The organism is Hydrogenophaga sp. (genome assembly GCF_019635465.1).
GTDB lineage: Bacteria > Pseudomonadota > Gammaproteobacteria > Burkholderiales > Burkholderiaceae_C > Hydrogenophaga.
On record NZ_JAHBZK010000005.1, the window covers coordinates 79,172 to 102,854 of the forward strand.

The 23,683-nt window shown below is 65.5% G+C and carries 26 protein-coding genes and 1 tRNA gene; 6 read left to right on the forward strand and 21 right to left on the reverse strand.

The annotated features are described in order from the left end of the window. Positions 1-9 precede the first annotated feature (9 nt). From KF871_RS05755 to KF871_RS05765, 3 genes are read right to left on the reverse strand one after another with little or no spacing between them, the layout of a single operon-like run. Positions 10-474: an aromatic-ring-hydroxylating dioxygenase subunit beta gene (locus tag KF871_RS05755; RefSeq protein ID WP_291139490.1), complete on the reverse strand. Its 465-nt coding sequence runs from the start codon at positions 472-474 to the stop codon at positions 10-12. After that, entirely contained in the window at positions 471-1,703 is a 1,233-nt protein-coding gene (locus KF871_RS05760; RefSeq protein ID WP_291139493.1) for an aromatic ring-hydroxylating dioxygenase subunit alpha, read from the reverse strand. Before KF871_RS05760 ends, KF871_RS05755 begins: the two co-directional genes overlap by 4 nt. Before the next feature lie 13 nt (positions 1,704-1,716). Further along, on the reverse strand, positions 1,717-2,712 hold the full coding sequence (locus KF871_RS05765) for a tripartite tricarboxylate transporter substrate binding protein (RefSeq protein WP_291139496.1): 996 nt from the start codon (positions 2,710-2,712) through the stop codon (positions 1,717-1,719). Positions 2,713-2,824: 112 nt separating this feature from the next. Between KF871_RS05765 and KF871_RS05770 the strand changes: the two genes are divergently transcribed. Then, a complete protein-coding gene (locus KF871_RS05770; protein ID WP_291139499.1) occupies positions 2,825-3,634 on the forward strand; it encodes an IclR family transcriptional regulator C-terminal domain-containing protein in 810 nt (269 codons plus the stop codon). Between the two features lie 14 nt (positions 3,635-3,648). On the opposite strand, the gene KF871_RS05775 is transcribed toward KF871_RS05770, so the two are convergent. The 9 genes from KF871_RS05775 to KF871_RS05815 all read right to left on the reverse strand — a co-directional run bounded on the left by KF871_RS05775 (position 3,649) and on the right by KF871_RS05815 (position 13,426). After that, positions 3,649-4,572 carry a carbohydrate kinase gene (locus KF871_RS05775; RefSeq protein WP_291139502.1) on the reverse strand — a complete coding sequence of 308 codons (924 nt, stop codon included), beginning with the start codon at positions 4,570-4,572 and terminating at the stop codon, positions 3,649-3,651. Between the two features lie 41 nt (positions 4,573-4,613). Continuing rightward, a complete protein-coding gene (gene xylB / locus KF871_RS05780; RefSeq protein WP_291139505.1) occupies positions 4,614-6,083 on the reverse strand; it encodes a xylulokinase in 1,470 nt (489 codons plus the stop codon). A gap of 28 nt (positions 6,084-6,111) precedes the next feature. Continuing rightward, entirely contained in the window at positions 6,112-7,047 is a 936-nt protein-coding gene (locus KF871_RS05785) for an AraC family transcriptional regulator (RefSeq protein ID WP_291139508.1), read from the reverse strand. Positions 7,048-7,117: 70 nt separating this feature from the next. After that, positions 7,118-7,906, reverse strand: coding sequence for an L-iditol 2-dehydrogenase (locus tag KF871_RS05790; RefSeq protein WP_291139511.1), 789 nt, complete (start codon positions 7,904-7,906; stop codon positions 7,118-7,120). After that, positions 7,903-9,294 (reverse strand): D-arabinitol 4-dehydrogenase, encoded by a 1,392-nt coding sequence (gene dalD / locus KF871_RS05795; protein ID WP_291139885.1) that lies wholly within the window; start codon positions 9,292-9,294, stop codon positions 7,903-7,905. The genes KF871_RS05790 and dalD overlap by 4 nt, the downstream gene beginning before the upstream one ends. A gap of 41 nt (positions 9,295-9,335) precedes the next feature. Then, on the reverse strand, positions 9,336-10,382 hold the full coding sequence (locus tag KF871_RS05800) for an ABC transporter ATP-binding protein (protein WP_291139513.1): 1,047 nt from the start codon (positions 10,380-10,382) through the stop codon (positions 9,336-9,338). 16 nt (positions 10,383-10,398) lie between these two features. Beyond that, on the reverse strand, positions 10,399-11,220 hold the full coding sequence (locus KF871_RS05805) for a carbohydrate ABC transporter permease (protein ID WP_291139516.1): 822 nt from the start codon (positions 11,218-11,220) through the stop codon (positions 10,399-10,401). Between the two features lie 2 nt (positions 11,221-11,222). Then, a complete protein-coding gene (locus KF871_RS05810; protein WP_291139519.1) occupies positions 11,223-12,080 on the reverse strand; it encodes a carbohydrate ABC transporter permease in 858 nt (285 codons plus the stop codon). 38 nt (positions 12,081-12,118) lie between these two features. Then, entirely contained in the window at positions 12,119-13,426 is a 1,308-nt protein-coding gene (locus KF871_RS05815) for a sugar ABC transporter substrate-binding protein (protein WP_291139523.1), read from the reverse strand. 273 nt (positions 13,427-13,699) lie between these two features. Here KF871_RS05815 and KF871_RS05820 point away from each other — a divergent pair, with 273 nt between their 5' ends. The 5 genes from KF871_RS05820 to KF871_RS05840 are packed head-to-tail and all read left to right on the forward strand — an operon-like array spanning position 13,700 to position 18,592. Then, the gene (locus tag KF871_RS05820; protein ID WP_291139526.1) at positions 13,700-14,494 is read left to right on the forward strand and encodes a DeoR/GlpR family DNA-binding transcription regulator; all 795 of its coding nucleotides are present in this window, start codon (positions 13,700-13,702) and stop codon (positions 14,492-14,494) included. Next, positions 14,491-15,582, forward strand: a complete 1,092-nt coding sequence (locus tag KF871_RS05825) for an ABC transporter ATP-binding protein (protein WP_291139529.1) — start codon at positions 14,491-14,493, stop codon at positions 15,580-15,582. Before KF871_RS05820 ends, KF871_RS05825 begins: the two co-directional genes overlap by 4 nt. Continuing rightward, a complete protein-coding gene (locus KF871_RS05830; protein ID WP_291139532.1) occupies positions 15,579-16,865 on the forward strand; it encodes an ABC transporter substrate-binding protein in 1,287 nt (428 codons plus the stop codon). Before KF871_RS05825 ends, KF871_RS05830 begins: the two co-directional genes overlap by 4 nt. A 4-nt stretch (positions 16,866-16,869) precedes the next feature. Then, the gene (locus tag KF871_RS05835) at positions 16,870-17,754 is read left to right on the forward strand and encodes a carbohydrate ABC transporter permease (RefSeq protein ID WP_291139535.1); all 885 of its coding nucleotides are present in this window, start codon (positions 16,870-16,872) and stop codon (positions 17,752-17,754) included. 22 nt (positions 17,755-17,776) lie between these two features. Next, entirely contained in the window at positions 17,777-18,592 is an 816-nt protein-coding gene (locus KF871_RS05840) for a carbohydrate ABC transporter permease (protein WP_291139538.1), read from the forward strand. 108 nt (positions 18,593-18,700) lie between these two features. Here KF871_RS05840 and KF871_RS05845 read toward each other — a convergent pair. From KF871_RS05845 to secY, 9 genes are all read right to left on the reverse strand, one after another. Further along, a tRNA-Met gene (locus KF871_RS05845) sits at positions 18,701-18,777 on the reverse strand. Positions 18,778-18,794: 17 nt separating this feature from the next. Beyond that, complete coding sequence (gene rplQ / locus KF871_RS05850) at positions 18,795-19,190, reverse strand: 50S ribosomal protein L17 (RefSeq protein ID WP_291139541.1); 396 nt, start codon at positions 19,188-19,190, stop codon at positions 18,795-18,797. Between the two features lie 88 nt (positions 19,191-19,278). Beyond that, positions 19,279-20,262, reverse strand: a complete 984-nt coding sequence (gene rpoA, locus KF871_RS05855) for a DNA-directed RNA polymerase subunit alpha (protein ID WP_291139544.1) — start codon at positions 20,260-20,262, stop codon at positions 19,279-19,281. Between the two features lie 103 nt (positions 20,263-20,365). Then, positions 20,366-20,989, reverse strand: a complete 624-nt coding sequence (gene rpsD / locus KF871_RS05860; RefSeq protein WP_291139547.1) for a 30S ribosomal protein S4 — start codon at positions 20,987-20,989, stop codon at positions 20,366-20,368. Between the two features lie 168 nt (positions 20,990-21,157). Further along, positions 21,158-21,562, reverse strand: coding sequence for a 30S ribosomal protein S11 (gene rpsK, locus KF871_RS05865; RefSeq protein WP_009514913.1), 405 nt, complete (start codon positions 21,560-21,562; stop codon positions 21,158-21,160). A gap of 18 nt (positions 21,563-21,580) precedes the next feature. Next, positions 21,581-21,946 (reverse strand): 30S ribosomal protein S13, encoded by a 366-nt coding sequence (gene rpsM / locus KF871_RS05870; RefSeq protein ID WP_291139550.1) that lies wholly within the window; start codon positions 21,944-21,946, stop codon positions 21,581-21,583. Between the two features lie 22 nt (positions 21,947-21,968). Then, a complete protein-coding gene (gene rpmJ, locus KF871_RS05875; RefSeq protein WP_291139553.1) occupies positions 21,969-22,082 on the reverse strand; it encodes a 50S ribosomal protein L36 in 114 nt (37 codons plus the stop codon). A gap of 43 nt (positions 22,083-22,125) precedes the next feature. Then, positions 22,126-22,344 (reverse strand): translation initiation factor IF-1, encoded by a 219-nt coding sequence (infA, locus tag KF871_RS05880; protein ID WP_009514918.1) that lies wholly within the window; start codon positions 22,342-22,344, stop codon positions 22,126-22,128. 3 nt (positions 22,345-22,347) lie between these two features. Further along, positions 22,348-23,667 (reverse strand): preprotein translocase subunit SecY, encoded by a 1,320-nt coding sequence (gene secY, locus KF871_RS05885; RefSeq protein ID WP_291139557.1) that lies wholly within the window; start codon positions 23,665-23,667, stop codon positions 22,348-22,350. Between the last annotated feature and the right edge of the window lie 16 nt (positions 23,668-23,683).

Here is a 23,683-nt window from a genome sequence, read left to right on the forward strand (position 1 = left end):
ACCTCCGGACTACAGCGGCAGGGCCATCAAGGTGTCGGTCACGGTGCTGTCGCACACCGCCACGCGTTCGGCCAGCAGCAGCCGGCCTTGCGCCCGCACGAAGCGATCGCGGTACACGCCCGAGGCAAACAGCACCGTCTCACCGGTGGCCATGATGCGCGCCACCATGAAGGGCGTGCGCGCAGAGAGGCCACCCGGCTGCGACTCGCCCAGCACCGGCACGCCCAGCAGGTGCCGGTAGCGCTGGCGTTCGTACACGTTGGCCTCGCGCAGCGCGGCCACACGATCGATCAGCATGTCACGCGAGTCGGCCCAGATGACGCCTGCCGGCAAGCCTTGCTGCTCGTTCTCGATGTGCGTGACGCGGTAGTGCGCGTCGGGGGTGAAGAAGTCGGGCCACTCTTCCAGGTGGTCGCTGTCGATGGCGTCGGCATACGCGGCGTTGAACGCCAGCACGCTGGTCAGGTCGATCACGCTGCCACCCCCATGTGCTGGCGGTAGGCCTTCCAGAAGCCACGCACCGAGGTTTCGGTGGCGCGCCCCTCACCGGAAGCCACGGTGTCGCCCCCCATCTCGATGACGGCGTCCAGCCCCTGCGCTCCCGCAATGCCGCGTTGCACGAAACCGCCCACCGCGCCGTCCTCCATCGAGATGAAGCCCGCCGGCCCGACGAGGTTGCACTGCTTCAGTCGCACCCGGGTCTGCTCGGGCGTGTCGTCCTCGAAGCCCAGATAGACCCAGTTGAGCTCACTGCGATCCGGCCCCTTGGGCAGCACCTGCCGAACCGCGAGGCAGTTCTGGATCTGCTGCAGCACAAAGCCGGGGAACACCGAGAGGATCTGCAGCGTGATGCCGTCCGGCCATTCGTCGAAGCCCGCCAGCAGGCTCGGGTCCTTCAGGCGGTAGCGATCGTGGTCAGAGCGCAGGCCTTGTTCCTTGTACGACGCGTCCTTGGCGGCCGGATCGATCATCGAGTAGCTCACATGGTTGCCACCCGATTCGTCGACGATGACACCGCCCTTTTGCGAGAGGCGGTTGATCTCGAAGGTGGTGAAAAACAGGTGCAACAGGCTGGCGTGGTAGCTGTCGCGCACGTTCTCCACATAGAGCTTCCAGTCGTTGGGCAGGGCCTGGGTGAAGCGCCCGATGACCTTGACCGGTTTGTGCAGCACGCGTTCGATGCGCGCACAGATGTCGTCGCCGAGGTACTCCTCGATCGGCGGCACCTCGTCGCTGAAGCTGCCGAACACCAGGCCGCAGTAGCTGGCAATGCGCAGCTTGCGCGGGCCGTGGTCCTGCTTGCAGAAGTGCGGCGGCATGCCGCCCTGCCCCTTCACCCCCTGCTCGAAGGCCACGCCGGTGAGGTCACCCTGGCGGTTGTAGCTCCAGGCGTGGTACACGCACTGGAAGCTGTCGGCCCGCCCGGCCTTCTCCAGCGCAATCAGCGCGCCGCGGTGCGCACAACGGTTCTCGAAGCCGTAGATCTCGCCGTCACTGTCGCGCACCACCACCACCGGCGTCCCGCCGATGAAGGTGGTGCGGTACTGACCCGCCTCGCCCAGCTCGGCCTCGAGGCACAGGTAGTGCCAGCTCGGCCCGTGAAAGATGCGCGCCTGTTCCTGCTGGTGCACATCGGCATCGGCGTAGACGTCAAAGGGCACGCGGCTGAGCCGGTCGGCCCAGCGGATGGTCTGCACTTGCATGGGAAAACTTCGTTCAGTCGATGGTGACGTTGGCGGTCTTGATCACGCGGGCCCACTTCTCCGATTCACCCCGGATGAAGGTGGCGGTGTCCTGCGGCGACTGACCACCCGGATCGGCGCCCTGGGCCGCAAACTTCTGACGCACCTCGGGCAAGGCCAGGGCGGCGGCGAACTGCTGCTGGATCTGCTGCACCACCGGCATCGGCGTGCCGGGCGGCGCGACCACGCTGAAGAAGGTGACCGCCTGCATCGCCGGCAACTGCAGCTCAGTGAAGGTCGGCACCTGCGGCAGCGCGTTGGAACGCTTGCTGTCAGCGACCGCCAGCACCTTGATGCGGCCAGCGGTGTGGTACTGCGCCGAGGACGCGATGTTGTCGAAGAACACATCCACCTGGCCCGCCACCAGATCGGTGAGCGCCGGCGCCGTGCCCCGATAAGGCACGTGGACCATCTTCGTCCCGGTGAGCTGCATGAACAGGTTGGCGGTCAGGTGCGAGGTCGAGCCGTTGCCCTGCGAGGCATAGGTGACCTTGTCGGGATTGGCCTTGAGGTAGGCGATGAACTCGGCCAGGTTGTTGGCCGGCACCTTGCTGCTGACACCGAGCACGTTGGGCACCGAGGCCACCACCGTGACCGGCACCCACTTGGTGGGGTCGAAGGTCATCGACTTGTACAGGTGGTGGTTGATCGCAATGGGGCCCGGGGGCGACACCAGCAAGGTGCTGCCATCGGGCTCCGAACGCGCCACGAACTCGCCGCCGATGTTGCCGCCCGCACCGGTCTTGTTCTCGACCACGATGCCGGCGGGGAATGCGTCGCGCATCTTCTCGGCCAGGATGCGCGGCAGCACGTCGGCCGTGCCACCCGCCGGGAACGGCACCACCAGCCGCAACAGCTTGTCGGACACCGGCTTCTGCGCCAGCGCCTGCGCAGGCACCAGGGCGGCGGCCATGCAGGCCAGGGACGACAGCGCCACCTGGCGCCGGGTCAATCGAATGCGAACGGTCATTGTCTGTCCTCTACTCATCGGGTTGTCGTGGGTGTGCGTGGCTATCGACCACTGCGGGCAGTCTAGGTTTGGGGCTTGATCAGGGTCAAACAAAACGCACAAAATGTTCGCTATGCGAACTCCAGCCATCAACACCACCAAAGCCAGAACCCGCGAAGACACATCGGCCATCGATGATCGCGAGTACGTGATGGCGCTTGAGAAGGGGTTGGCCCTCATCGAGGCCTTTGGTCAATTGCGCGGCAGCGCCACACTGAGCGAGCTGGCCGAGCTCACCGGCAACACCAAGGCCTCGGTGCGACGGTCATTGCTCACTTTGTGTCGCCTGGGCTATGCGGCGCAAAGCGGTCGTCAGTTCCGCCTGGCCGCGCGCACCCTGCGGTTGGGCGAAGCCTTCGTGGTATCGGATCAGCTCACCCGCATCGCGCAACCCATCCTCGAAACCCTGGCCGAGCGAACGAAGGAGTCGGCATCGATGGCGGTGCTCGATGCGCAGGAGGTGGTGTTTGTGGCGCGCGCGACGCACCGGCGCAGCCTGTCGGTGGGCCTGGGTGTCGGTGCGCGTCTACCCGCGTTTGCCAGCGCGACAGGCCGCGTGCTGCTGGGTGGCCAGCCGCGCGACTGGGTGCGTTTCATGCTCAACCGCATGAGCCGCCCGGCCCTCACGCCCAAGTCGATCACCAGCGTGCCCAAGATCGTGCAGCAGATCGACATGGCACAGCGTCAGGGTTTCGCGCTGTGCGATCAGGAACTGGAGGTCGGCCTGCGCTCGATCGCGGTACCCATCCGCGATGCGCAAGGCACGGTGGTGGCGGCCATGAGCCTGTCGGTGGCGACCAGCCGCATGGACGCCAACACCATCGTGGACAAGCTGCTGCCGGAGCTGGAGCGTTCGCGGCAGCGGTTTCCGATGCTGCTCTGAGCGGCTGCGCCCGATCAGGCCGCTGGCAACTGCGCGCGCCGCGGCAGATCGGCACCGCGGCGCGCACAGGTAATGGCCGCGGCCTGGACCGCGAAGCCCAGCAGAGACCGCAACGCGTCCCCGCTCAGCGAACGCAGGCGCTCCACCCGCAGCGCCTCGTGCTCGGCCAACCAGGCGAGCGCCGCGGCCTGAAAGGTGTCGCCCGCGCCCACGGTGTCGATGACCTGCGTCGCTGGCGCCGTCACCTCGCAGCGCTGGCTCGACGTCCAGGCGGTCGCGCCGGCGGCACCGCGGGTGAGCAACACCAGCGAGACGCCCTGCGCAATGGCCTGCTGCGCAAAGCGGTCCGGGTCGCCGCCGTCGATCAGGCGCAGGTCTTCGTCACTGAGTTTGAGCACATCGGTGTGCGGCAGCATCCAGTCGATCTGCGTGCGCCACACCGCGACGTCGTCGACCACGTTGCGGCGGATGTTGGGGTCGTAGGCAATGAGCACGTTGGGGCGCTCGCGCGCGACCAGGGCGCGCAAGCTGACCGCCACCTCGCCCACCACCGTGGTGTACGAACCCAGGCACAGCACGCGCGCATCCGCGGGCAGCGTGGTCGGCACCTGCAGCAGGCGATCCGCGCAGCCTTCACCGTAGAACGCATAGGCGGGCACACCAGCCGCGTCGGTGCCAACGAGGCTGAGCGTGGTCGCCGCGTCGCTGCGCTGCACCAGCGCGGTCGACACGCCTTCGTCCAGCAGCGTCTGCAACAGGCGTTCGCCCAGAAAGCCGCGCGACAAGGTGGTGAGCATGGCCACCGGCTGTGCCATGCGCGCCAGCCCCACCGCCAGGTTGAAGGGCGCGCCACCGATGCGCGCGTCCAGCGCGAAGCCGGTGGGCGTGGCGGTTTGCGCAAAGACGTCGAAGAGGGCCTCACCGCAGACGATGAACATGGGGACTGTGGGGTTGTGGGTTGGCGAATCGCAAGTGTGTGTCAGACGGCTGGACCGGGCGCGCGCGCCGCGCCGGCGTACATCGCGCGCCAGCGCGCATGGCGCAACAGGTGGCGGGCGTGGGCGTCGCGATCCGGCTGCAGCGTCGAAGCCGCAGCAACCGGGCGGCAGACCTCGGCGATGTCGCCACCCGCAGCGAGCCAGCCCAGCCGCGCCGCACCCATGGCCGCGGCCACGCCGGCGTGCGCCGGGCGCCACAGCGGCAGGCCCAGCACATCGCTGAGCACCTGCCCCCACCACAAACTGCGCGCGCCACCCCCCACCAGGGCCAGCCCCCTGTTGTCGATGGGGCCGCCCAGGGTCAGCAGACCATCGCGCAGACCGAAGCTCACGCCTTCGACCACTGCCCAGGCCAGGTCGGCCCGCGTGTGCGCGGCCGTCATGCCCAGCCAGGCCGCACGCGCCTGCGGATCGTTGTGCGGCGAGCGCTCGCCGCTCAGGTACGGCAGGAACATCGGTGCCTGCGCCTGTTGCTGCGGTGTCAGCGTGGCGGCGTCGGCCAGCAAGGCGGCCTCGTCGGCGTAGCCGAGTCGCGAGGCCGCCCAGGTGACGGCGCTGGCAGCGCTGAGCATCACGCTCATCTGGTGCCAGCGCTGCGGCACCGCGTGGCAGAACGCGTGCACCGCATGGGCCGGGTCGGGCGCGAAGCGCTCACCGACCACGAAGACCACGCCCGAGGTGCCCAGCGACACGAAGCCCTGACCGGGTTCGACCAGCCCCAGACCCATGGCGCTGGCGGCGTTGTCGCCCGCCCCGCCGGCCACCGCCACCTGCGCCGGCAGACCCCAGCGTGCGCACAGCTGCGGCAACACCTGCGCGGACAAGGCGCTGCCCTCCACCAGGCGCGGCATGTGCGATCGATTCAGACCACACGCGGCCAGCATCCGGTCCGACCAGTCGCGGCGCGCGGTGTCGAGCCACAGGGTGCCGGCGGCATCCGACATGTCGCTCACCGCCTCGCCAGTGAGCTTGAGCCGCAGCCAGTCCTTGGGCAGCAACACGCGCTGCGTGCGGGCAAACAGTTCCGGCTCGTTCGCACGCACCCACAGCAGCTTGGGCGCGGTGAAGCCGGGCATGGCCAGGTTGCCCGTGATGTCGCTCAACTGGGGCACCAGGCGCTGCAGTTGCGCGCACTGGTCGGCGCTGCGTCCGTCGTTCCACAGGATGGCGGGGCGCAACACCTCGCCCGCCTGGCCGAGCAGCACCGCGCCGTGCATCTGCCCCGACAGGCCCAGGCCCTGCACCTGCGCCATCGCCGGGGCATGCGCGCGTTGCAACTGGCCCATCACGTCTTCCAGCGCGCGCCACCAGTCGGCCGGTGCCTGCTCGGCCCACAGCGGCTGAGGGTGCTGCACCGACAGCGGCGCGTGCGCCGTTGCGATCACCTCGTGCGAGGGCGACAGCAGCAGCGCCTTGAGTTCGGACGTGCCGAGGTCGAGGCCGAGAAACATGGGAGGGGGTCAGGGTTGGCCGCTGCGCTCAGGCCGCGCCGCGAAAGCGGTTGAGCGACTGCCGTCGGAACTCGGACGGCGTCATGCCTTTGATTTCGAGAAAGCGGCGGTTGAAGTTGGCCACGTTGTTGTAGCCCACCTCGTAGCAGATGTGCGTGATCTGCTGTTCGGTGTCCATGAGCAACTGGCAGGCACGGCTGATGCGCACGCGGTTGACGAAGTCGGTGAAGGTGTTGCCCGTGGCGCGCCGGAAAAAGCGGCTGAAGCGGCTCTCGCTCATGCCAAGTTCGGCCGCCAGCGCAGCCACCGAATGCTCGTCCGCCAGGTGATCGGTGATGCGACTGACCACGGCATCGATCTGGTCGAGCTCGGCCGCGTCGTCGTCGCTTTGCAGCTGCACCGAAGACAGCAGCCGGTAGTCGGTACTGGCCGCCAGATCGGCCATGAAGTCGCAGAAGGCGGTGAAGCGCCGCAGCCCGCGCGATCCCTTGATGCGGTACCAGTGCGCCTCGGCCGCCTCGGACAGGCCGAAGAACTCGATGCCATGGCGCGCGCGCTCCAGCATGGGCAGCACATCGGCCAGCTCCGGAATGGTCTCGCTGGCGCGGGCCAGCGGCTCGTGCGCAAACTGGATCACCAGGTCGCGCAGCGCCACACCGCCTTCGGGCAGGTCCATGCTGACCCAGTTGTGGGGCAGGCGCGGGCCGGTGAGCACCAGTTGGCCCGGCTGGAAAGGGCCGATCCAGTCGCCCACGAACAGCTTGCCCGAGGTGGCGGTGATGAGGTGCAGCTCGTATTCGTCGTGGTAGTGCCAGCGCGCCAGCGGCGTGGGAAACCCGTGCGACAGGCAGCGCACGAAACCAACGTCGCCCGGAGGCTCGTAGCCCAGATCGGGCGAACGCGCGTATTCGCTCTCCAGCTCGGGCCGCAGCTGGCGGGGCACGGAAGATGTCTTGCTGGTCATGGTGTGTCGGTGCAGTCTGCCCGCCACGCGTCCGCTGCGCAAGCGCTCGCGCGATAGGGCTGGGGACCCTTCAACTCATCACGTTGCCACCGTCGACATTGAGCGTCTGCGCGGTGATGTAGCGTGCCTCGTCACTGGCGAGGAACACGGCCGCGCCCGCGATGTCGCGCGGCACGCCCATGCGGCCCAGCGGCACCGCCGCGCCGACGCGCCGCTTCTTCTCGCCGGGCGAGAGTTGCTCGTGCCGCGCAAACAGGGCGTCGACCTGGTCCCACATCGGGGTGTCGACCACGCCGGGCGAGATGGCGTTGACCCGGATGCCGTGGGGCGCCATGGCCAGCGCCGCGCTCTGGGTGTAGCTGATGACCGCGGCCTTGGTGGCGCAGTAGTGCGCCACGAGCGCTTCGCCGCGCCGACCGGCCTGTGAGGCCATGTTGATCACCGACGCCCCCGGTGTGGCGGCCTGCACCATGTGGCGCAGCAGCGCCTGCATGACGAAGAACATGGCCTTGACGTTGATGTTGAACAGGCGGTCGAAGGAGGCCTCGTCGCACTCGAGCAAAGGCGCCAGATCGAACACCGCCGCGTTGTTGATCAGCGTGTGCACCGGGCCGGCGTGCGACTGCGCCTCGGCCAACATGCGGCGCACGTCGGCGGTGTCGGTGATGTCGGCGGCCACATAGCGCAACGCGGCAGCGTGGGTCGACTGCAGCGCCAGCACCGCCTGCGGCGGCGTGGGCGCGAGATCGACCACGGTAACGCGGGCCCCTTCGGCGATGCAGGACTCGGCGATGGCCAGACCGATGCCACCACCGCCGCCGGTGATGAGCACATGGCGGCGCAACAGGCGCTGGCTCATGCCACTGTCAGTGATTGCACCACGGCGCCCGCGCGCACGCCGGCGCGCCGCACCGCGTCAACCAGGCGGGCGTCGCCCGCCACATCGCCCCACAGGCCGCGGTCGCGGCACAGCGCGTCCACCGGATCGTCGGCGTCGCAGATCGCGTGCGCCACCGCCGGGTCCATGCCCTGGTCCTGGTAGGTGTAGGGCAACTGGCCCCGGTGCCACAAACGCAGAAAGGCCAGAAACAGCGCCGGCAACACCGCCACGGCGTCGATCGACGCCTGGCGGGCCAACCGCTCGCGCACCGTGGGGGCAATGAAGCCGGGGATCTTGGAAAAGCCGTCCATGGCCACGCGCTGGTTGGTGTCGCGGATGGCGGGGTTGGCAAAGCGGTCAAGCACCACGTCGCGGTAGGCGGCCAGGTCCACCGGGCTGGGCGCGTCGGGACGATCCAGGCAGGGCATCACGTCCTGCGTGACGTAGTCGTGCGCCAGTTGCCGAATGGCCGGCACCGCCGTGCCTTCGTGGATGTACTGCAGGCCGACCAGGGTGCCGGCCCAGGCGATGCAGCTGTGGCTGGCGTTGAGGATGCGGATCTTGGCCTCCTCATAGGGTGCGACCGAAGCCACCATCTGCACGCCCACCGTCGCCCAGTCGGGACGGCCCGCAATGAAGTCATCTTCGATCACCCACTGGATGAAGTGTTCGGCGGTGACTGGCGCCGCGTCGTCGCGGCCGGTGGCCTGCCGCACGCGCTCGCGCAGCTCGGGCGGTGGGCGTGGCGTGATGCGATCGACCATGGCGTTGGGGCAGGTCGTCTGGCTGCGCACCCAGTCGGCCAGCGACGCGTCGCCCACTTGGTCGATGAAGGCCAGCAAGCCGGCCCGCACGCGTTCACCGTTGTGGCGCAGGTTGTCGCAGTTGAGCAGGGTCAGCGGGCCGGCCTTGGCGTCGCGGCGCGCCCGCAGCAGCGCCCAAAAGGCGCCATAAATGGTGTTGCCCGCCTGGCCTTGCCGTGCGCGCTGCAGATCGGCCGCCAGATCGGGGTGGGTCAGGTCGAGGCGGTGCTGGTCATCCAGGTAGTAGCCCGCCTCGGTGACGGTGAAGGACACGATGCGCGTGGCGGGATGGGCGCCCCGCGCCACGATGGCCGCCTGATCGTCGGTGCGCGGCAGCACCTCACGGATCGAAGCGATCTGCTCGTAGCGGTACTCGCCTGCGGGTGAGACGGTCTCCAGCGTGTAGGCGCCACCCTGCTGGCGCAAGGCGTCCAGCGTGCCGTCCATGTCGCCGCGCAGGCTGCCGCTGGCAAACGACCAGCGACGGTCGCCCGAATCGATCAGCCGCTGGAGATACACCGCCTGATGGGCACGGTGAAACGAGCCCAGACCCAGGTGCAGGATCACGAACTCGGAAGCGGGCGGCGGCAGGTTCACGGCGGCAATCACTGAACGGAAACGGGGTGGGCCACGGCCTGACCGGCCTTGTCGAACAGGTGCAGTTGCGCGGGGTCGAGATCGACACCGACCGCGTCGCCAGCGCGCAGCGCGGTGCGCTCGCTCTGGCGCACCACCAGCGGCACGCCATTCAGGTCGACGTGGATGAGCGTGTCCGCGCCCAGCGCTTCGATCAGATCGACGCGGGCGGGCTGGCCACCGTCGGCGGGCGCGGCCACGCGCAGCGCCTCCGGGCGAATGCCCAGAAAGCCGTCGCGCGTGAGCCGGTCACCGGCGCGGGCCGAGAAGGCCGGAATGGCGTCGGCGGAGACCATGTTCATCGACGGCATGCCAATGAACTGCGCGACGAATTGGTTGGCGGGCCGGTCGTAGAGTTCCAGCGGCGTGCCGACCTGCTCGATCAGACCGTCCTTGAACACCACCACACGGTCGGCAAGGGTCATGGCTTCGACCTGATCGTGCGTGACGTAGATCGTCGTGGCACCCAGCGACACGTGCAGCTTGTGGATTTCCACCCGGGTGTTGCCGCGCAGTGCGGCGTCGAGATTGGACAGGGGTTCGTCGAACAGAAACACCTTGGGCGCGCGCACGATGGCGCGGCCGATGGCTACGCGCTGGCGCTGCCCGCCCGAGAGTTCGCGCGGCGTGCGCGTCAGGTACTGGGTGAGGTTGAGTTGCGCCGCGGCGCGCTCGACCTTCTGGCGGATCTCGTCGCGCGGCACGCCGGCCAGCTTGAGCGCGAAGGACATGTTGTCGAACACGCTCATGTGCGGGTAGAGCGCGTAGCTCTGGAACACCATGGCCAGGTCGCGCTTGCCGGACGGCAGCTGGGTGATGTCGCGACCGTCGAGCATCAGGCTGCCGCTGGTGGTGGATTCCAGGCCGGCGATGAGCCGCAGCATGGTCGATTTGCCGCAACCCGACGGGCCCACGAAGACGATGAACTCGCCTTGCTGGATCTGCAGGTCGACGCCACGGATCACGTGCACGTCGTCGAAGCGCTTGTGGATGGCGTTCAGCTCGAGGTAGGCCATGCGGGGGTTCCTGTGTTCACTTGACGGCGCCGAACGTGAGGCCTTGCACCAGCTGCTTCTGGCTGAACCAGCCGAAGACCACGATGGGCGCAATCGCCATCAGCGAGGCAGCGGACAACTTGGCCCAGAACAGGCCTTCGGGGCTGGAGTACGACGCGATCAGCGTGGCCAGCGTGCCGGCCTTGGCCGAGGTGAGGTTGAGCGCCCAGAAGGCCTCGTTCCAGCTGAGCACCAGGCACAGCAGACCGGTGGATGCCAGGCCGCCCACCGACAACGGCATCACCACGTGGCGGAACTCCGACCACAGCGTGGCGCCGTCCATGCGCGCGGCCTCGAGGATCTCGTTGGGGATGTCCTTGTAGCTCGTGTAGAGCATCCAGACCATGATGGGCAGGTTGGACAGCGTGAAGACGATGGTGAGCGCGCTCAGCGAGTCGAGCATGCCCGCGGTCTGCGCCAGCACGTAGATGGGCACCAGGGCACCCACGGCCGGCATCATCTTGGTGGACAGCATCCACATCAGCACGTCGCGCGTGCGCTTGGTGCGAAAGAAGGCCATCGAGTACGCCGCGGGCGCGGCGATCAGCAGGCCGATGACGGTGGAGGCCACGCTGGTGATGAGCGAGTTGCGCGCGTACAGCAGGTAGTCGCTGCGGCGCTGTACCTCGCTGAAGTTTTCCAGTGTGGGCTCGAACACGAACAGCGGCGGCACGGCGATCGCCTGCAGCTCGGTCTTGAACGCGGTCAGAAACAGCCAGCCCAGCGGAAAGAACAGCAGCAGCGTCACGCACCAGGCCAGCAGTGTGCGCAGCAGCGTGAACCAGACGTTGTTCTGCATGGTCAGTCCAGGTTCTTGCCGATGATGCGGATGAGGAACACGGCAACGATGTTGGCCAACACCACCGCGAACAAGGCACCCGCCGACGCCACACCGACGTCAAAGTTCATCAGCGACTGCTTGAAGATCAGGTAGGTCAGGTTGGTGCTCTCGTTGCCCGGACCGCCCGCGGTGGTGATGGCGATTTCGGCGAACACGCTGAGCAGGAAGATCATCTCGATCATGATCACTACCGCCATCGGGCGCGCCAGGTGGGGCAACGTCAGGTAGAAGAAGCGCTGAAAAGCGTTGGCCCCGTCCATGCGCGCGGCCTCCATCTGCTCGCGATCGAGCGACTGCAGCGAGGTGATGAAGATCAGGCAGGCGAAGGGCAACCACTGCCAGGCCACCATGACGATGACCGAGAACAAGGGCACATCGGTGAGCCAGTCCACCGGCGTCAGGCCGAAGAACTTCCACAGGTTGGCCAGCACCCCGTAGATGGGGTTCATCATCATGTGCTTCCACAGCAGGGCGTTGACCGCCGGCATGACGAAGAAGGGCGAGATCAGCAGCACCCGCACGATGCCGCGACCCGGGAACGGGTCGTTGACCAGCAGCGCCAGCAACACCCCCAGCACCACGGTGATGACGATCACGCTGCCGATGAGCAGCAGCGTGTTGCTCACCGCGGGCCAGAAGTCGGGGTCGGTGATGAAGTACTCGTAGTTGGCCAACCCCGCAAAGGGGTGGTCGCCCGGCTGCAGCAGGTTGTAGTTGACCAGCGAGAACCAGATGGTCATCAGCAGGGGAACGAGCATCCACAACAGGAGCGCGATCACCGCTGGCGCCATCAGGGTTCTGGGTAGCAGCCGGGTCATGGTGAGGTAGCGTGGAAACAGGCGGGAAGCGGGTCGGCTTACTTGTAGTAGCCGGCCTTCTTCATTTCACGTTCGGCCAGGGTCTGAGCCGTCTTGAGTGCCTGCGCCACGCTGACCTTACCTGCCAGGGCCGCGCTCATCTGCTGCCCCACGCCCACGCCAATGGCCTGGAACTCGGGGATCGCCGCGTACTGCACACCCACGTAGGGCGATTTGGGCAGTGTGCTGTCGTTCGGGTTGGCCGAATCGATGGCCTTGATCTCGGCCGCGGCGAAGGTGGCGACCTTCTGGAACTCTGGGTTGGCGTAGGTCGACTTGCGCGTGCCGGTCGGCACCGCGGCCCAGCCGTTTTCCTTGGCTACCAGCTGGATGTAGTCCTTGGAGGTGGCCCACTTGATGAAGGCTTGCGCGGCGGCGTCCTTGGTGCTGCTGGCGGGGATGGCCAGGTTCCACGACCACAGCCAGTTGGCGCCTTTGGGCGTAACCGCCACCGGCGACTGGGCGAAGGCCACTTTGTCGGCCACCTTGGACTGCTTGGGATCGCTGATGAACGAAGCGGCGATGGTGGCGTCGACCCACATGGCGCACTTGCCTTCGTTGAACAAGGCCAGGTTCTCGTTGAAGCTGTTGGCCGACGCGCCGGGCGGGCCGTACTTGTTCATCAGGTCAACGTAGAAGGTGATCGCGTCCTTCCAGGGCTTGGTGTCGATCTGCGGCTTCCACTGCATGTCGAACCACTGGCCACCGTAGGTGTTGACCATGGTGGTCAACAGCGCCATGTTGTCGCCCCAGCCCGGCTTGCCACGCAGGCAGATGCCGTAGACCCCGGCCTTGGGGTCGTGCGCCTTGGCGGCGAAGTCCTTCACCTGCGACCAGGTCGGGCGCTCGGCGAAGCTCACACCGGCCTTGTCGGCCAGGTCCTTGCGGTACATCAGCATGGAGCTCTCGCCATAGAACGGCGCGGCGTAGAGCTTGCCTTCGTGCGACAGGCCGCTGCGGATGGCGGGCAGCAGGTCGTCGACGTCGTACGCCGCGTCGGTGGCAATGGGCTTGAGCCAGCCCTTCTTGGACCAGATCGGCGCCTCGTACAGGCCGATGGTCATGATGTCGAACTGGCCGCCCTTGGTGGCGATGTCGGTGGTCACGCGCTGGCGCAGCACACCCTCTTCCAGCGTCACCCACTTGAGCCTCACGCCCGGGTTGGCGGCCTCGAAATGCTTGCCGAGTTTCTGCATCTCGATCATGTGCCCGTTGTTCACGGTGGCAATGACCAGCTCGGTCTGCGCGTGTGCGGCACCGGCGGCCAGCACGGCCGCCGCGAGAACGGATAAGAGGCGAGGTTTCACGTTTGTCTCCATGTCGTTTGAGCGGAATCGGACAGCGGCCGTCGGGACCGTGGGCACGGATTCTGGCGACGCCGCCGCACCCAATCGGTACGCATTCGGGTGCGATCCGTACTTTCATGCATGGGAATCCTGGGAATTACCCTAGGAATTGACGGAGAGTTTTGGTGAAGGCGCCCATCCGGTAGCGGATTGGCGGCGCACCCCTGGCGTCACAAAGGGGTCACAGCGGCGGCCTAGATTTTCGAACGAACCCACCGATCGTTCGAATGCCGCATGCCAACGCCACCGCTCAGTTCACGTGAACGCGACATCCTGGACCTCGTCGCCGCCCAGGGCTTTCTGGGCATTGACGAGCTGGCGCGCCGTTTTGACGTGACGCCGCAAACCATACGCCGCGGCGTCAACCAGTTGTGTGACAGAGGCCTGCTGCGGCGGCGCCACGGTGGCGTGGGACTGCCTGCGGCCACCGACAACCTGCCGTATCAGCGTCGACAGGTGCAACAGCTTGAGGGCAAGCGGCGCATTGCCCAGGCGGTGGCGGCCTTCATTCCCAACGGCAGCACGATGTCCATCGGCATCGGCACCACGCCGCAGCAGGTGGCCATGGCGCTGCGTACACACGCCCATTTGCGGGTGGTGACCAACAGCCTGAATGCAGCCAACGTGCTGGTGGGCTGCCCGGGCATCGAGATCACCTTGGCCGGTGGCACGCTGCGCCCGGACGAGCTCGATGTGGTTGGCTTGCCGGCCGCGCAATGCTTCTCGTCGTTCAAGACCGACTTCGCCGTGTTCGGCGTGGCCGGCATCGACGACGACGGCACGCTGCTCGACTTTGACGCCGACGAGGTGATGGCGCGCCAGGCCATGCTGGCGCATTGCCGCAGCTCGCTGCTGGTGGCCGACGTCACCAAGTTTGGCCGCTCGGCCCTGGCGCGTGGCGGCCAGTTGGGTGACGTGGCGCACCTGTTCTTGGACGCTGCGCCGCCCACTGCGTTTGCACCGGTGCTGGCCGCGGCCGGCAACACGCTGCATGTGGCGGCCCCCACCGACGAGGCAGCACTCGCATGAGCAGCATCACCCTCACGAAGGTGCGCAAGCAGTGGGGCAATGCCCCTGCGGTGGACGACGTCTCGCTGAGCGTGGCGCCCGGGAGCTTCGTCGCCCTGCTCGGGCCATCCGGCTGCGGCAAGTCGACCACACTGCGGCTGATTGCCGGGCTGGAGGCCTGCGACAGCGGCCGCATCGACATTGGCGGCCAGGACGTGACCGACCTGCCACCGGCGCGGCGCGGGGTGGCCATGGTGTTTCAGAGCTACGCGCTGTTTCCGCACCTGAGCGTCGCGGAGAACATCGTTTTTGGTCTGGCGGTGCGCCGCGTGCCGCGCGCCGAGCGCGAGGCGCGGCTGGCGCAGGCGGCCGAGCTGCTGGGTCTGAGCGGGCTGCTCGATCGCAAGCCTGCGCAACTCTCGGGCGGGCAACGGCAGCGCATTGCGCTCGGGCGGGCCATCGTGTCGCGCGCACCGGTGTGCCTGATGGACGAGCCACTGTCCAACCTGGACGCACAGCTGCGCCAGCAGATGCGCACCGAGATCCGCGCGCTGCAGCGCCGCCTGGGCATCACGATGGTCTACGTCACCCACGACCAGACCGAGGCCATGACCATGGCTGACCACGTGGTGCTGATGCGCAACGGCAGGGTCGAACAACAGGGCACGCCGGCCGAGCTCTACGAGCAACCCGCCAGCACCTTTGCCGCGGCCTTCATCGGCGCACCCGCCATGAACCTGATGCCGTCCGCGCTGCTGGCCAACCACGCGGGCGCACCCAGCACTGTGGGCGTGCGACCCGAACACATCGGTGTGTGCGGCCATGACGATGACCTGTCCGCGCGATTGCAGGTTCACGTGCAAAGCGTCGAGTACCTCGGCGCCGAATCCATGCTGGTGTGTGCCGCGACGGCGGACGCCAGCACGCGCGTCGTCGTGCGCCAGCCCGGGCGCAGCGCCTGTGCCACGGGCGACGCCATCGACCTGCACTGGCCTGCCAGCCACCAACACCACTTCGATCCCGAAAGCGGACGTCGCCTGATCACCGACGCCTCGCTTGTCCCCTCCCCCCCTTCCGTTCACTCCCCAACCCTGGAGCAACTCGCATGAAGCACCCTTTTACGGTGATGAGCCGACTCTCGGCCGGCCTGGGCCTGGCCGCCGCCCTCACGGCACTGCCCGCGGCGGCGGTCGACCTGAGCTTCTACTACCCGGTGGCCGTCGGCGGCCCGGTGACCAAGCTCATCGACGGAATGGCCGCCGAGTTCGAGAAAGAGAACCCGGACATCAAGATCAAGCCGGTCTATGCCGGCAGCTACCAGGACACGATTGCCAAGGTGTTGACCGCCGTGAAGGCCGGCGACGCCCCCAACGTGGCTGTGCTGCTTTCCACCGACATGTACACCCTGATCGACGAACAGGCGGTGGTGCCCTTTGACGGCCTGCCCGGTGCCGACAAGGCCTGGTTCGACAGCTTCTATCCTGGCTTCATGGCCAACAGCCAGACGGGCGGCAAGACCTGGGGCATTCCGTTCCAGCGCTCCACCGTGGTGATGTACTGGAACAAGGAGCTCTTCAAGGAAGCCGGCCTCGACCCGACCCAGCCGCCGCGCAACTGGGACGAGCTGGTGAGCATGGGCAAGAAGCTGACCCGCCGTGACGCGAGTGGCAACGTCACCACCTGGGGCGTGCAGGTACCGTCGTCGGGCTTTCCGTACTGGCTGTTCCAGACCTTCACCACGCAAAACGACGTGGCGTTGATGAACGCCGAAGGCACGCAGACCTTCTTCGACAAACCTGCGTCGGTGGCGGCGTTGCAGTATTGGGTCGACCTGTCGCGCAAGCACCAGATCCATCCGCCTGGCATCGTTGAATGGGGCACCACGCCCAAGGACTTCTTCGAGCGCAAGGCGGCCATCATCTGGACCACCACCGGCAACCTGACCAACATCCGCAACAACGCCAAGTTCGACTTCGGCGTGGCCATGCTCCCGGCCGGCAAGCAGCCGGGCTCGCCCACCGGCGGCGGCAACTTCTACCTGTTCAGGAAGAACACGCCCGAGCAGCAGGCGGCTGCGCTGAAATTCGTCAAGTGGATGAGCTCACCGAAGAAGGCGGCCGAGTGGTCCATCGGCACTGGCTACGTGGCGGTGAGCCCGGCCGCCTGGGATACGCCCGAGATGAAGCGCTATGTGGCCGAGTTCCCGGCACCGCTCGTGGCGCGCGACCAGCTCAAGCACGCGGTGGCCGAGCTGTCCACGCACGAGAACCAGCGCGTCACCAAGGCGCTCAACGATGGCCTGCAAGCCGCATTGACCGGCGCCAAGACGCCGGAGCAGGCGCTCAAGGACGCGCAACGCGAAGCCGAGCGCATTCTGCGCAGCTACCGCTGAGCCTATGCGCCGCTCCGCCGCCTCGGTTCAAGCCCTGCAGGGCTGGCTGCTGCTGCTGCCCGCAGCCGTGTTGCTGGTCTTGTTCACGCACTACCCGGCGGTGGCGGCGCTGTGGCACAGCTTCTTCAGCACGCCCAAGGGAGAACGGCCCGCGCGCTTCATCGGCGTCGCGCACTACCAGGACATGGCCAACGACCCGGTGTTCTGGGCGTCGCTGGTCAACAACCTCTGGTACGCGGCGGGCACCATCCTGCCGTCGATCGCGCTGGCCATGGGCATGGCACTGTGGGTCAACGACCGGTTGCCCGGCCGGGGTGCGTTGCGCCTGGCCTTCTTCACACCCACCGTGCTGCCCATGATCGCGGTGGCCAACATCTGGCTGTTCTTCTACACGCCCGACTACGGCTTGCTCGACCAGGTGCGCAGCTGGTTTGGTGGTGCACCCCACAACTGGCTGGGCTCGCGCGAAACCGTGCTGGGTTGCCTGATGGTGGTATCGGTGTGGAAGGAATCGGGCTTCTACATGATCTTCTACCTGGCGGCGTTGCAGCAGATGTCACCCGATCTGCGCGAAGCGGCCGCACTGGAAGGCGCGAGCCGCTGGCAGTTCTTTCGCCGTGTCACCTTTCCGCTGTTGATGCCGACCACGCTGTTCGTGCTGGTCAACGCCGTCATCAACGCCTTTCGCCTGGTGGACCACATCGTGGTCATGACACGTGGCGGGCCAGACAACGCCAGCAGCATCCTGCTGTACTACATCTACGAGACCGGCTTCAAGTTCTGGGATTCCGGCTACGCCGCTGCGCTGACCATGGTGCTGCTGGCCCTGCTGGCATTCATCGCCTTCGCCCAGTTCGCCTTGCTGGAGCGCCGGACGCACTACCAATAGAGCACGAGCGCCAGGGCCGCACATGCATCGCACACGGTTTGATCTTTCGCTCCACACGGTGGCCGCCTGGACCTTGGGCCTGCTGTGGGTGCTCCCGCTTCTGTATGCCTTCTGGAGCGCGTTCCATCCCGGCGAATACGCCACCCGCTTCGATCTCGCCGCTCCCCTCACGCTGGCCAACTTCCGCACGGCCTGGGAGGCGGCCCCATTTGCCCGCTACTTTCTCAACACCTTCTGGTTGGTCAGCAGCATCCTGGTGGGGCAGTTGTTGCTGTGCACGCTGGCCGCCTACGCCTTCGCTCGTTTCGCCTTTGCCGGCCGGTCGGTGGTGTTCGCGCTGGTGCTGATCCAGCTGATGGTCATGCCCGATGTGGTCATCGTTGAAAACTACCGCACCGTGCACGCCCTGGGCATGAGCGACAGCGTGGCCGCCATGGCACTGCCCTACATGGCGTCGGCCTTCGGCATCTTCTTGCTGCGGCAGACCTTCATGACCATCCCTACCGAGCTGGAAGATGCGGCGCGCATCGAAGGCTGTGGGTCTCTGGGTGTGCTGTGGCGGGTGTATGTGCCCTTGGCGCGTCCCGTGTACCTGGCCTATGCGCTGGTCTCAGTCAGCTACCACTGGAACAACTTCCTCTGGCCCTTGATCGTGTCCAACTCCCCGCAAACGCGGCCACTGACTGTCGGGTTGGCGGTGTTTGCCGGCACAGATCAAGGCATCGACTGGGCCATCATCAATGCCGCGACACTGATTGCCGCGGCCCCTTTGTTGATCGCGTTCCTGCTGTTCCAGCGGCAGTTCGTTCAAAGCTTTCTGCGCGCCGGTATTCGCTGAAGGCGGCACACTTGCCACCGTCGACTTCATCGAGGAGGCATCGGCATCCACAAACAAAAAGGCCCTCGATTCCGAGGGCCTTGATGACAAGCTTGCGCTTGATTTGATTGGTTGCGGAGGCAAGATTTGAACTTGCGACCTTTGGGTTATGAGCCCAACGAGCTACCAGGCTGCTCCACTCCGCGTCAAGCCGAAAATTATATCACGCTTTGTCGGCTTCGCCGGCTTCAGCAGCAGGCTCTGCACGATCAACCAGCTCCACCAATGCCATCGGCGCGTTGTCGCCCACGCGGAAGCCCATTTTCAGGATGCGGGTGTAGCCGCCCGGACGGGCCTTGAAACGCGGGCCCAGTTCGTTGAACAGCTTGACCACAACGTCGCGATCGCGCAGGCGATCGAAAGCCAGACGGCGATTGGCCACGGTCGGCACCTTGGCCAGCGTGATCATGGGTTCAACCACGCGGCGCAATTCTTTGGCCTTGGGCAGCGTGGTCTTGATGACTTCGTGCGTGAGCAGCGAGTTCATCATGTTGCGCAGCATCGCCTGGCGGTGCTCGCTGGTGCGGTTGAGTTTGCGAAGTCCGTGTCCGTGACGCATGGTGATTCCTTTCAGTCTTTTGCCGCCGGCCGTATCAGGTACCGGCAGTTCGTCAGGGTCTGGCCCGAAGGCTCAGGGGGAAAAACGATCAGTGCTTATCGAGACCAGCGGGCGGCCAGTTCTCGAGCTTCATGCCCAGCGTGAGACCACGCGAAGCCAGCACTTCCTTGATTTCGTTGAGCGACTTGCGACCCAGGTTCGGGGTCTTCAGCAGCTCGTTCTCGGTGCGCTGAATCAGGTCACCGATGTAATAGATGTTCTCGGCCTTGAGGCAGTTCGCCGAACGCACGGTGAGTTCGAGCTCATCCACAGGGCGCAGCAGGATCGGATCGAACTGTTGCGAGCTGCGCTGCTGCGGGGCTTCGCTGAACAGTTCGGCACCTTCGAGCTGAGCAAACACCGCCAGTTGTTCGACCAGGATCTTGGCCGATGCACGAACGGCTTCTTCCGGGCCGATCGAACCATTGGTCTCGATCTCGAGCACGAGCTTGTCCAGGTCGGTGCGCTGTTCCACGCGGGCGCTTTCGACCGTGTAGCTCACGCGCTTGACCGGAGAGAACGATGCGTCCAGCACGATGCGACCGATCGAGCGCGCAGCGTCGTCACCGCGACGCAGCGTACCAGGCACGTAGCCGCGGCCTTTCTCGACCTTGATCTGCATGTCGAGCTTGGCACCGGCCGACAGCGTGGCGATAACGTGCTCCGGATTGACGATCTCGACGTCGTGCGGCGTCTGGATGTCGGCAGCGGTCACCACGCCTTCACCATCCTTGCGCAGGCTCAGCGTGACTTCGTCGCGGTTGTGGAGCTTGAACACCACACCCTTGAGGTTCAGCAGCAGGTTGACCACGTCTTCCTGCACGCCGTCGATGGAGGAGTACTCGTGCACCACGCCGGCGATGGTCACTTCGGTGGGCGCATGTCCCACCATGGACGACAGCAGCACGCGACGCAGCGCGTTGCCGAGGGTGTGCCCGTAGCCGCGCTCGAAAGGTTCGAGAGTGACCTTGGCGCGATTGGTCGAGAGTTGCTCGACGTTGATGGACTTGGGCTTGAGCAGGTTGTTGAGCATTCAGACTTCCTTCAGTTCCCTCGGCTCGTTACACCGATAAGGCAGACGGAGCATGGAATGACCCGGCGCGCAGGCGAACGCCTGGCATCACCGGGGACGGGGATTAACGCGAATACAGTTCGACGATCAGCGACTCGTTGATGTCCGAGGCGAATTCGTCGCGGTCAGGGGTCTTCTTGAAGACGCCTTCGACTTTGTCGACCGACACATCAACCCAGCCGGGGAAGCCGATCTGCTTGGCCAGCTCGAGGGCTTCGATCACGCGGGCCTGCTTCTTGGACTTCTCGCGAACAGCCACGACGTCACCAGCCTTGACCAGGAACGAAGGAATGTTGACCGGTTGGCCATTCACAGTGATGGCCTTGTGGGACACGATCTGACGGGCTTCGGCGCGGGTCGAGGCAAAGCCCATGCGGAACACCACGTTGTCCAGGCGCGATTCCAAGAGGAACAGCAGGTTGGCGCCGGTGTTGCCACGTCGGCGATCCGCTTCGGCAAAGTAGCGGCGGAACTGGCGCTCAAGAACGCCATAGGTGCGCTTGACCTTCTGCTTTTCGCGCAGCTGGATACCGAAGTCGGAAGTGCGCTGGCCAGAGGTGCGGCCGTGCTGACCCGGCTTGGAGTCAAACTTGGCTTTGTCGCTGATCGAGCGGCGTGCGCTCTTGAGCAGCAGGTCGCTGGCCTCGCGACGGGAGAGTTTGGCCTTCGGGCCGAGGTAACGTGCCACGTTGGTTTCCTTGTGATTTCTGCCGCAACCCACAGGAGCCTGTGATTGCGGGAGCCTTCCACGATGGTGGGGGCAGTGGGCTTAGCAAAAATGCCACCGCAGCGTAACCACGGTGGCTCTCGAAAAACCGGCCATTATACCGCGATTGCGGCAGAAGCCGGTTGACACTCAGATGCGGCGGCGCTTCTGCGGGCGGCAGCCGTTGTGCGGCACGGGCGTCACGTCAGAGATGGACGTGATACGGATGCCCAACGCTCCCAGCGCACGAACCGACGATTCGCGGCCAGGACCAGGGCCCTTGATCTCGACGTCCAGGTTCTTGATGCCTTGCTCCATGGCGGCACGGCCCGCCACTTCGGAGGCCACCTGGGCAGCAAACGGGGTCGACTTGCGCGAACCCTTGAAGCCCTGGCCACCCGACGAAGCCCAGGACAGTGCATTGCCCTGACGATCGGTGATGGTGATGATGGTATTGTTGAACGACGCGTGCACGTGCGCAATGCCGTCCGCAATGTTCTTGCGGACTTTCTTGCGAACGCGGGCTGCGGCGCTGCTGGACGGGGACTTGGCCATGGTTTTCCTTCGAACCGATTACTTCTTCAGCGACTGGGCAGCCTTGCGGGGGCCCTTGCGCGTGCGTGCGTTGGTCTTGGTGCGTTGACCGCGCACGGGCAGGCCACGGCGATGGCGGAAGCCGCGGTAGCAGCCGATGTCCATCAAACGCTTGATGTTCATCGTGGTTTCACGACGCAGGTCGCCTTCGATGGTGAAGGTGTTGACCTGGTCGCGGACTTTTTCGAGCTCGGCGTCGCTCAGATCCTTGATCTTCTTGCTGTATGCGATGCCGCAAGCCTCGCAGATCTGGCGCGCACGGGTGCGGCCGATACCGAAGATTGCCGTCAGACCGATCTCGGCGTGCTTGTGCGGCGGAATGTTGATGCCTGCAATACGGGCCATGTGAAATCCTCTTACGAAACGATCAGCCTTGACGCTGCTTGTGGCGGGGATCGGTGCAGATCACGCGCACGATACCGTTGCGCTTGATGATCTTGCAGTTGCGGCACATCTTCTTGACCGAAGCCGAAACTCTCATTTGTCTTCTCCTAGAAATCCAGTAAACGTTCAGATCATGCGCTTCACTTGGCGCGGAACACGATGCGGGCCCGGGTCAGGTCATAAGGCGTCAGTTCAACTTTCACCTTGTCACCAGGCAGGATGCGGATGTAATGCATGCGCATCTTTCCCGAGATGTGACCAAGCACAACGTGACCATTTTCGAGTTTGACCCTGAAGGTCGCATTGGGGAGGTTTTCAACCACCTCACCCTGCATCTCGATCACGTCATCCTTGGCCATCGCTCAACCACCAAGCGAAGTCTTGAAATTCGCCTTTTTCAGCAGTGACTCGTACTGCTGCGACATCATGTAGTTCTGAACCTGGGCCATGAAGTCCATGGTCACCACCACAATGATGAGAAGCGAGGTGCCGCCAAAATAGAACGGCACGTTGTACTCAAGAATCAAAAATTCGGGCAACAGGCAGACGGCGGTGATGTAGATCGCACCGGCCATCGTCAGTCGAAGCAGGATCTTGTCGATGTGCCGCGCCGTCTGGTCGCCCGGACGAATGCCCGGAATGAATGCGCCACTCTTCTTCAGGTTGTCTGCGGTTTCGCGGCTGTTGAACACCAAGGCCGTGTAGAAGAAGCAGAAGAAGATGATCGCGGCAGCGTACAAGGCCACATAGATCGGCTGGCCCGGAGACAGCGCAGACGCAATGTCGCGCAGCCAGCGGGTCGAGTCCCCTGTGCTCACCCAGCTGACCACCGTGGTGGGCAGCAGGATGATTGACGAGGCGAAGATTGGCGGAATCACGCCAGCCATGTTCAGCTTGAGCGGCAGGTGCGACGATTGGCCGCCGTACACCTTGTTGCCCACCTGACGGCGTGCGTAGTTCACCAGAATCTTGCGCTGTCCGCGTTCCACAAACACCACGAAGTAGGTCACCAGGACCACCAGCGCGATGATGAAGAGCGCCACCAGAATGTTCATGGCCCTGGTGCGGACCAGTTCAAGCAATCCACCAACCGCGTTGGGCAGACCCGCAGCAATGCCGGCAAAGATCAGCAGAGAGATGCCATTGCCCAGGCCGCGCTCGGTAATCTGCTCACCCAGCCACATCAGAAACATCGTTCCCGCCACAAGGCTGACCACGGCCGTCAGACGAAAGCCCATACCGGGGTCAATCACCAGACCCTGCTGGCCCTCAAGCGCCAGAGCAATACCCATCGCTTGAAAGATGGCCAGCGCCAATGTGCCGTAGCGGGTGTACTGGGTGATCTTGCGACGTCCGGCCTCGCCCTCCTTCTTCAACTGCTCGAACGTGGGAATCACGTACGTCATGAGCTGCATGATGATGGAGGCCGAGATGTACGGCATGATGCCCAGCGCAAACACGGTGAACCGCGACAGCGCACCACCCGAGAACATGTTGAACAGGCTCAGGATGCCGCCCTGCTGTCCCTGGAACAGTTGTTGAAGCTGCTCCGGGTTGATGCCAGGGACGGGAATGTGCGCACCGATGCGATAGACCACCAGCGCCAGCAACAGGAAAACCAGCCGGCGACGCAGGTCGCCGAACTTGCCGGTCTTTGCCAGAGATGGGGAAGCGGTTGCCACGGGTTCCTTCCGATCG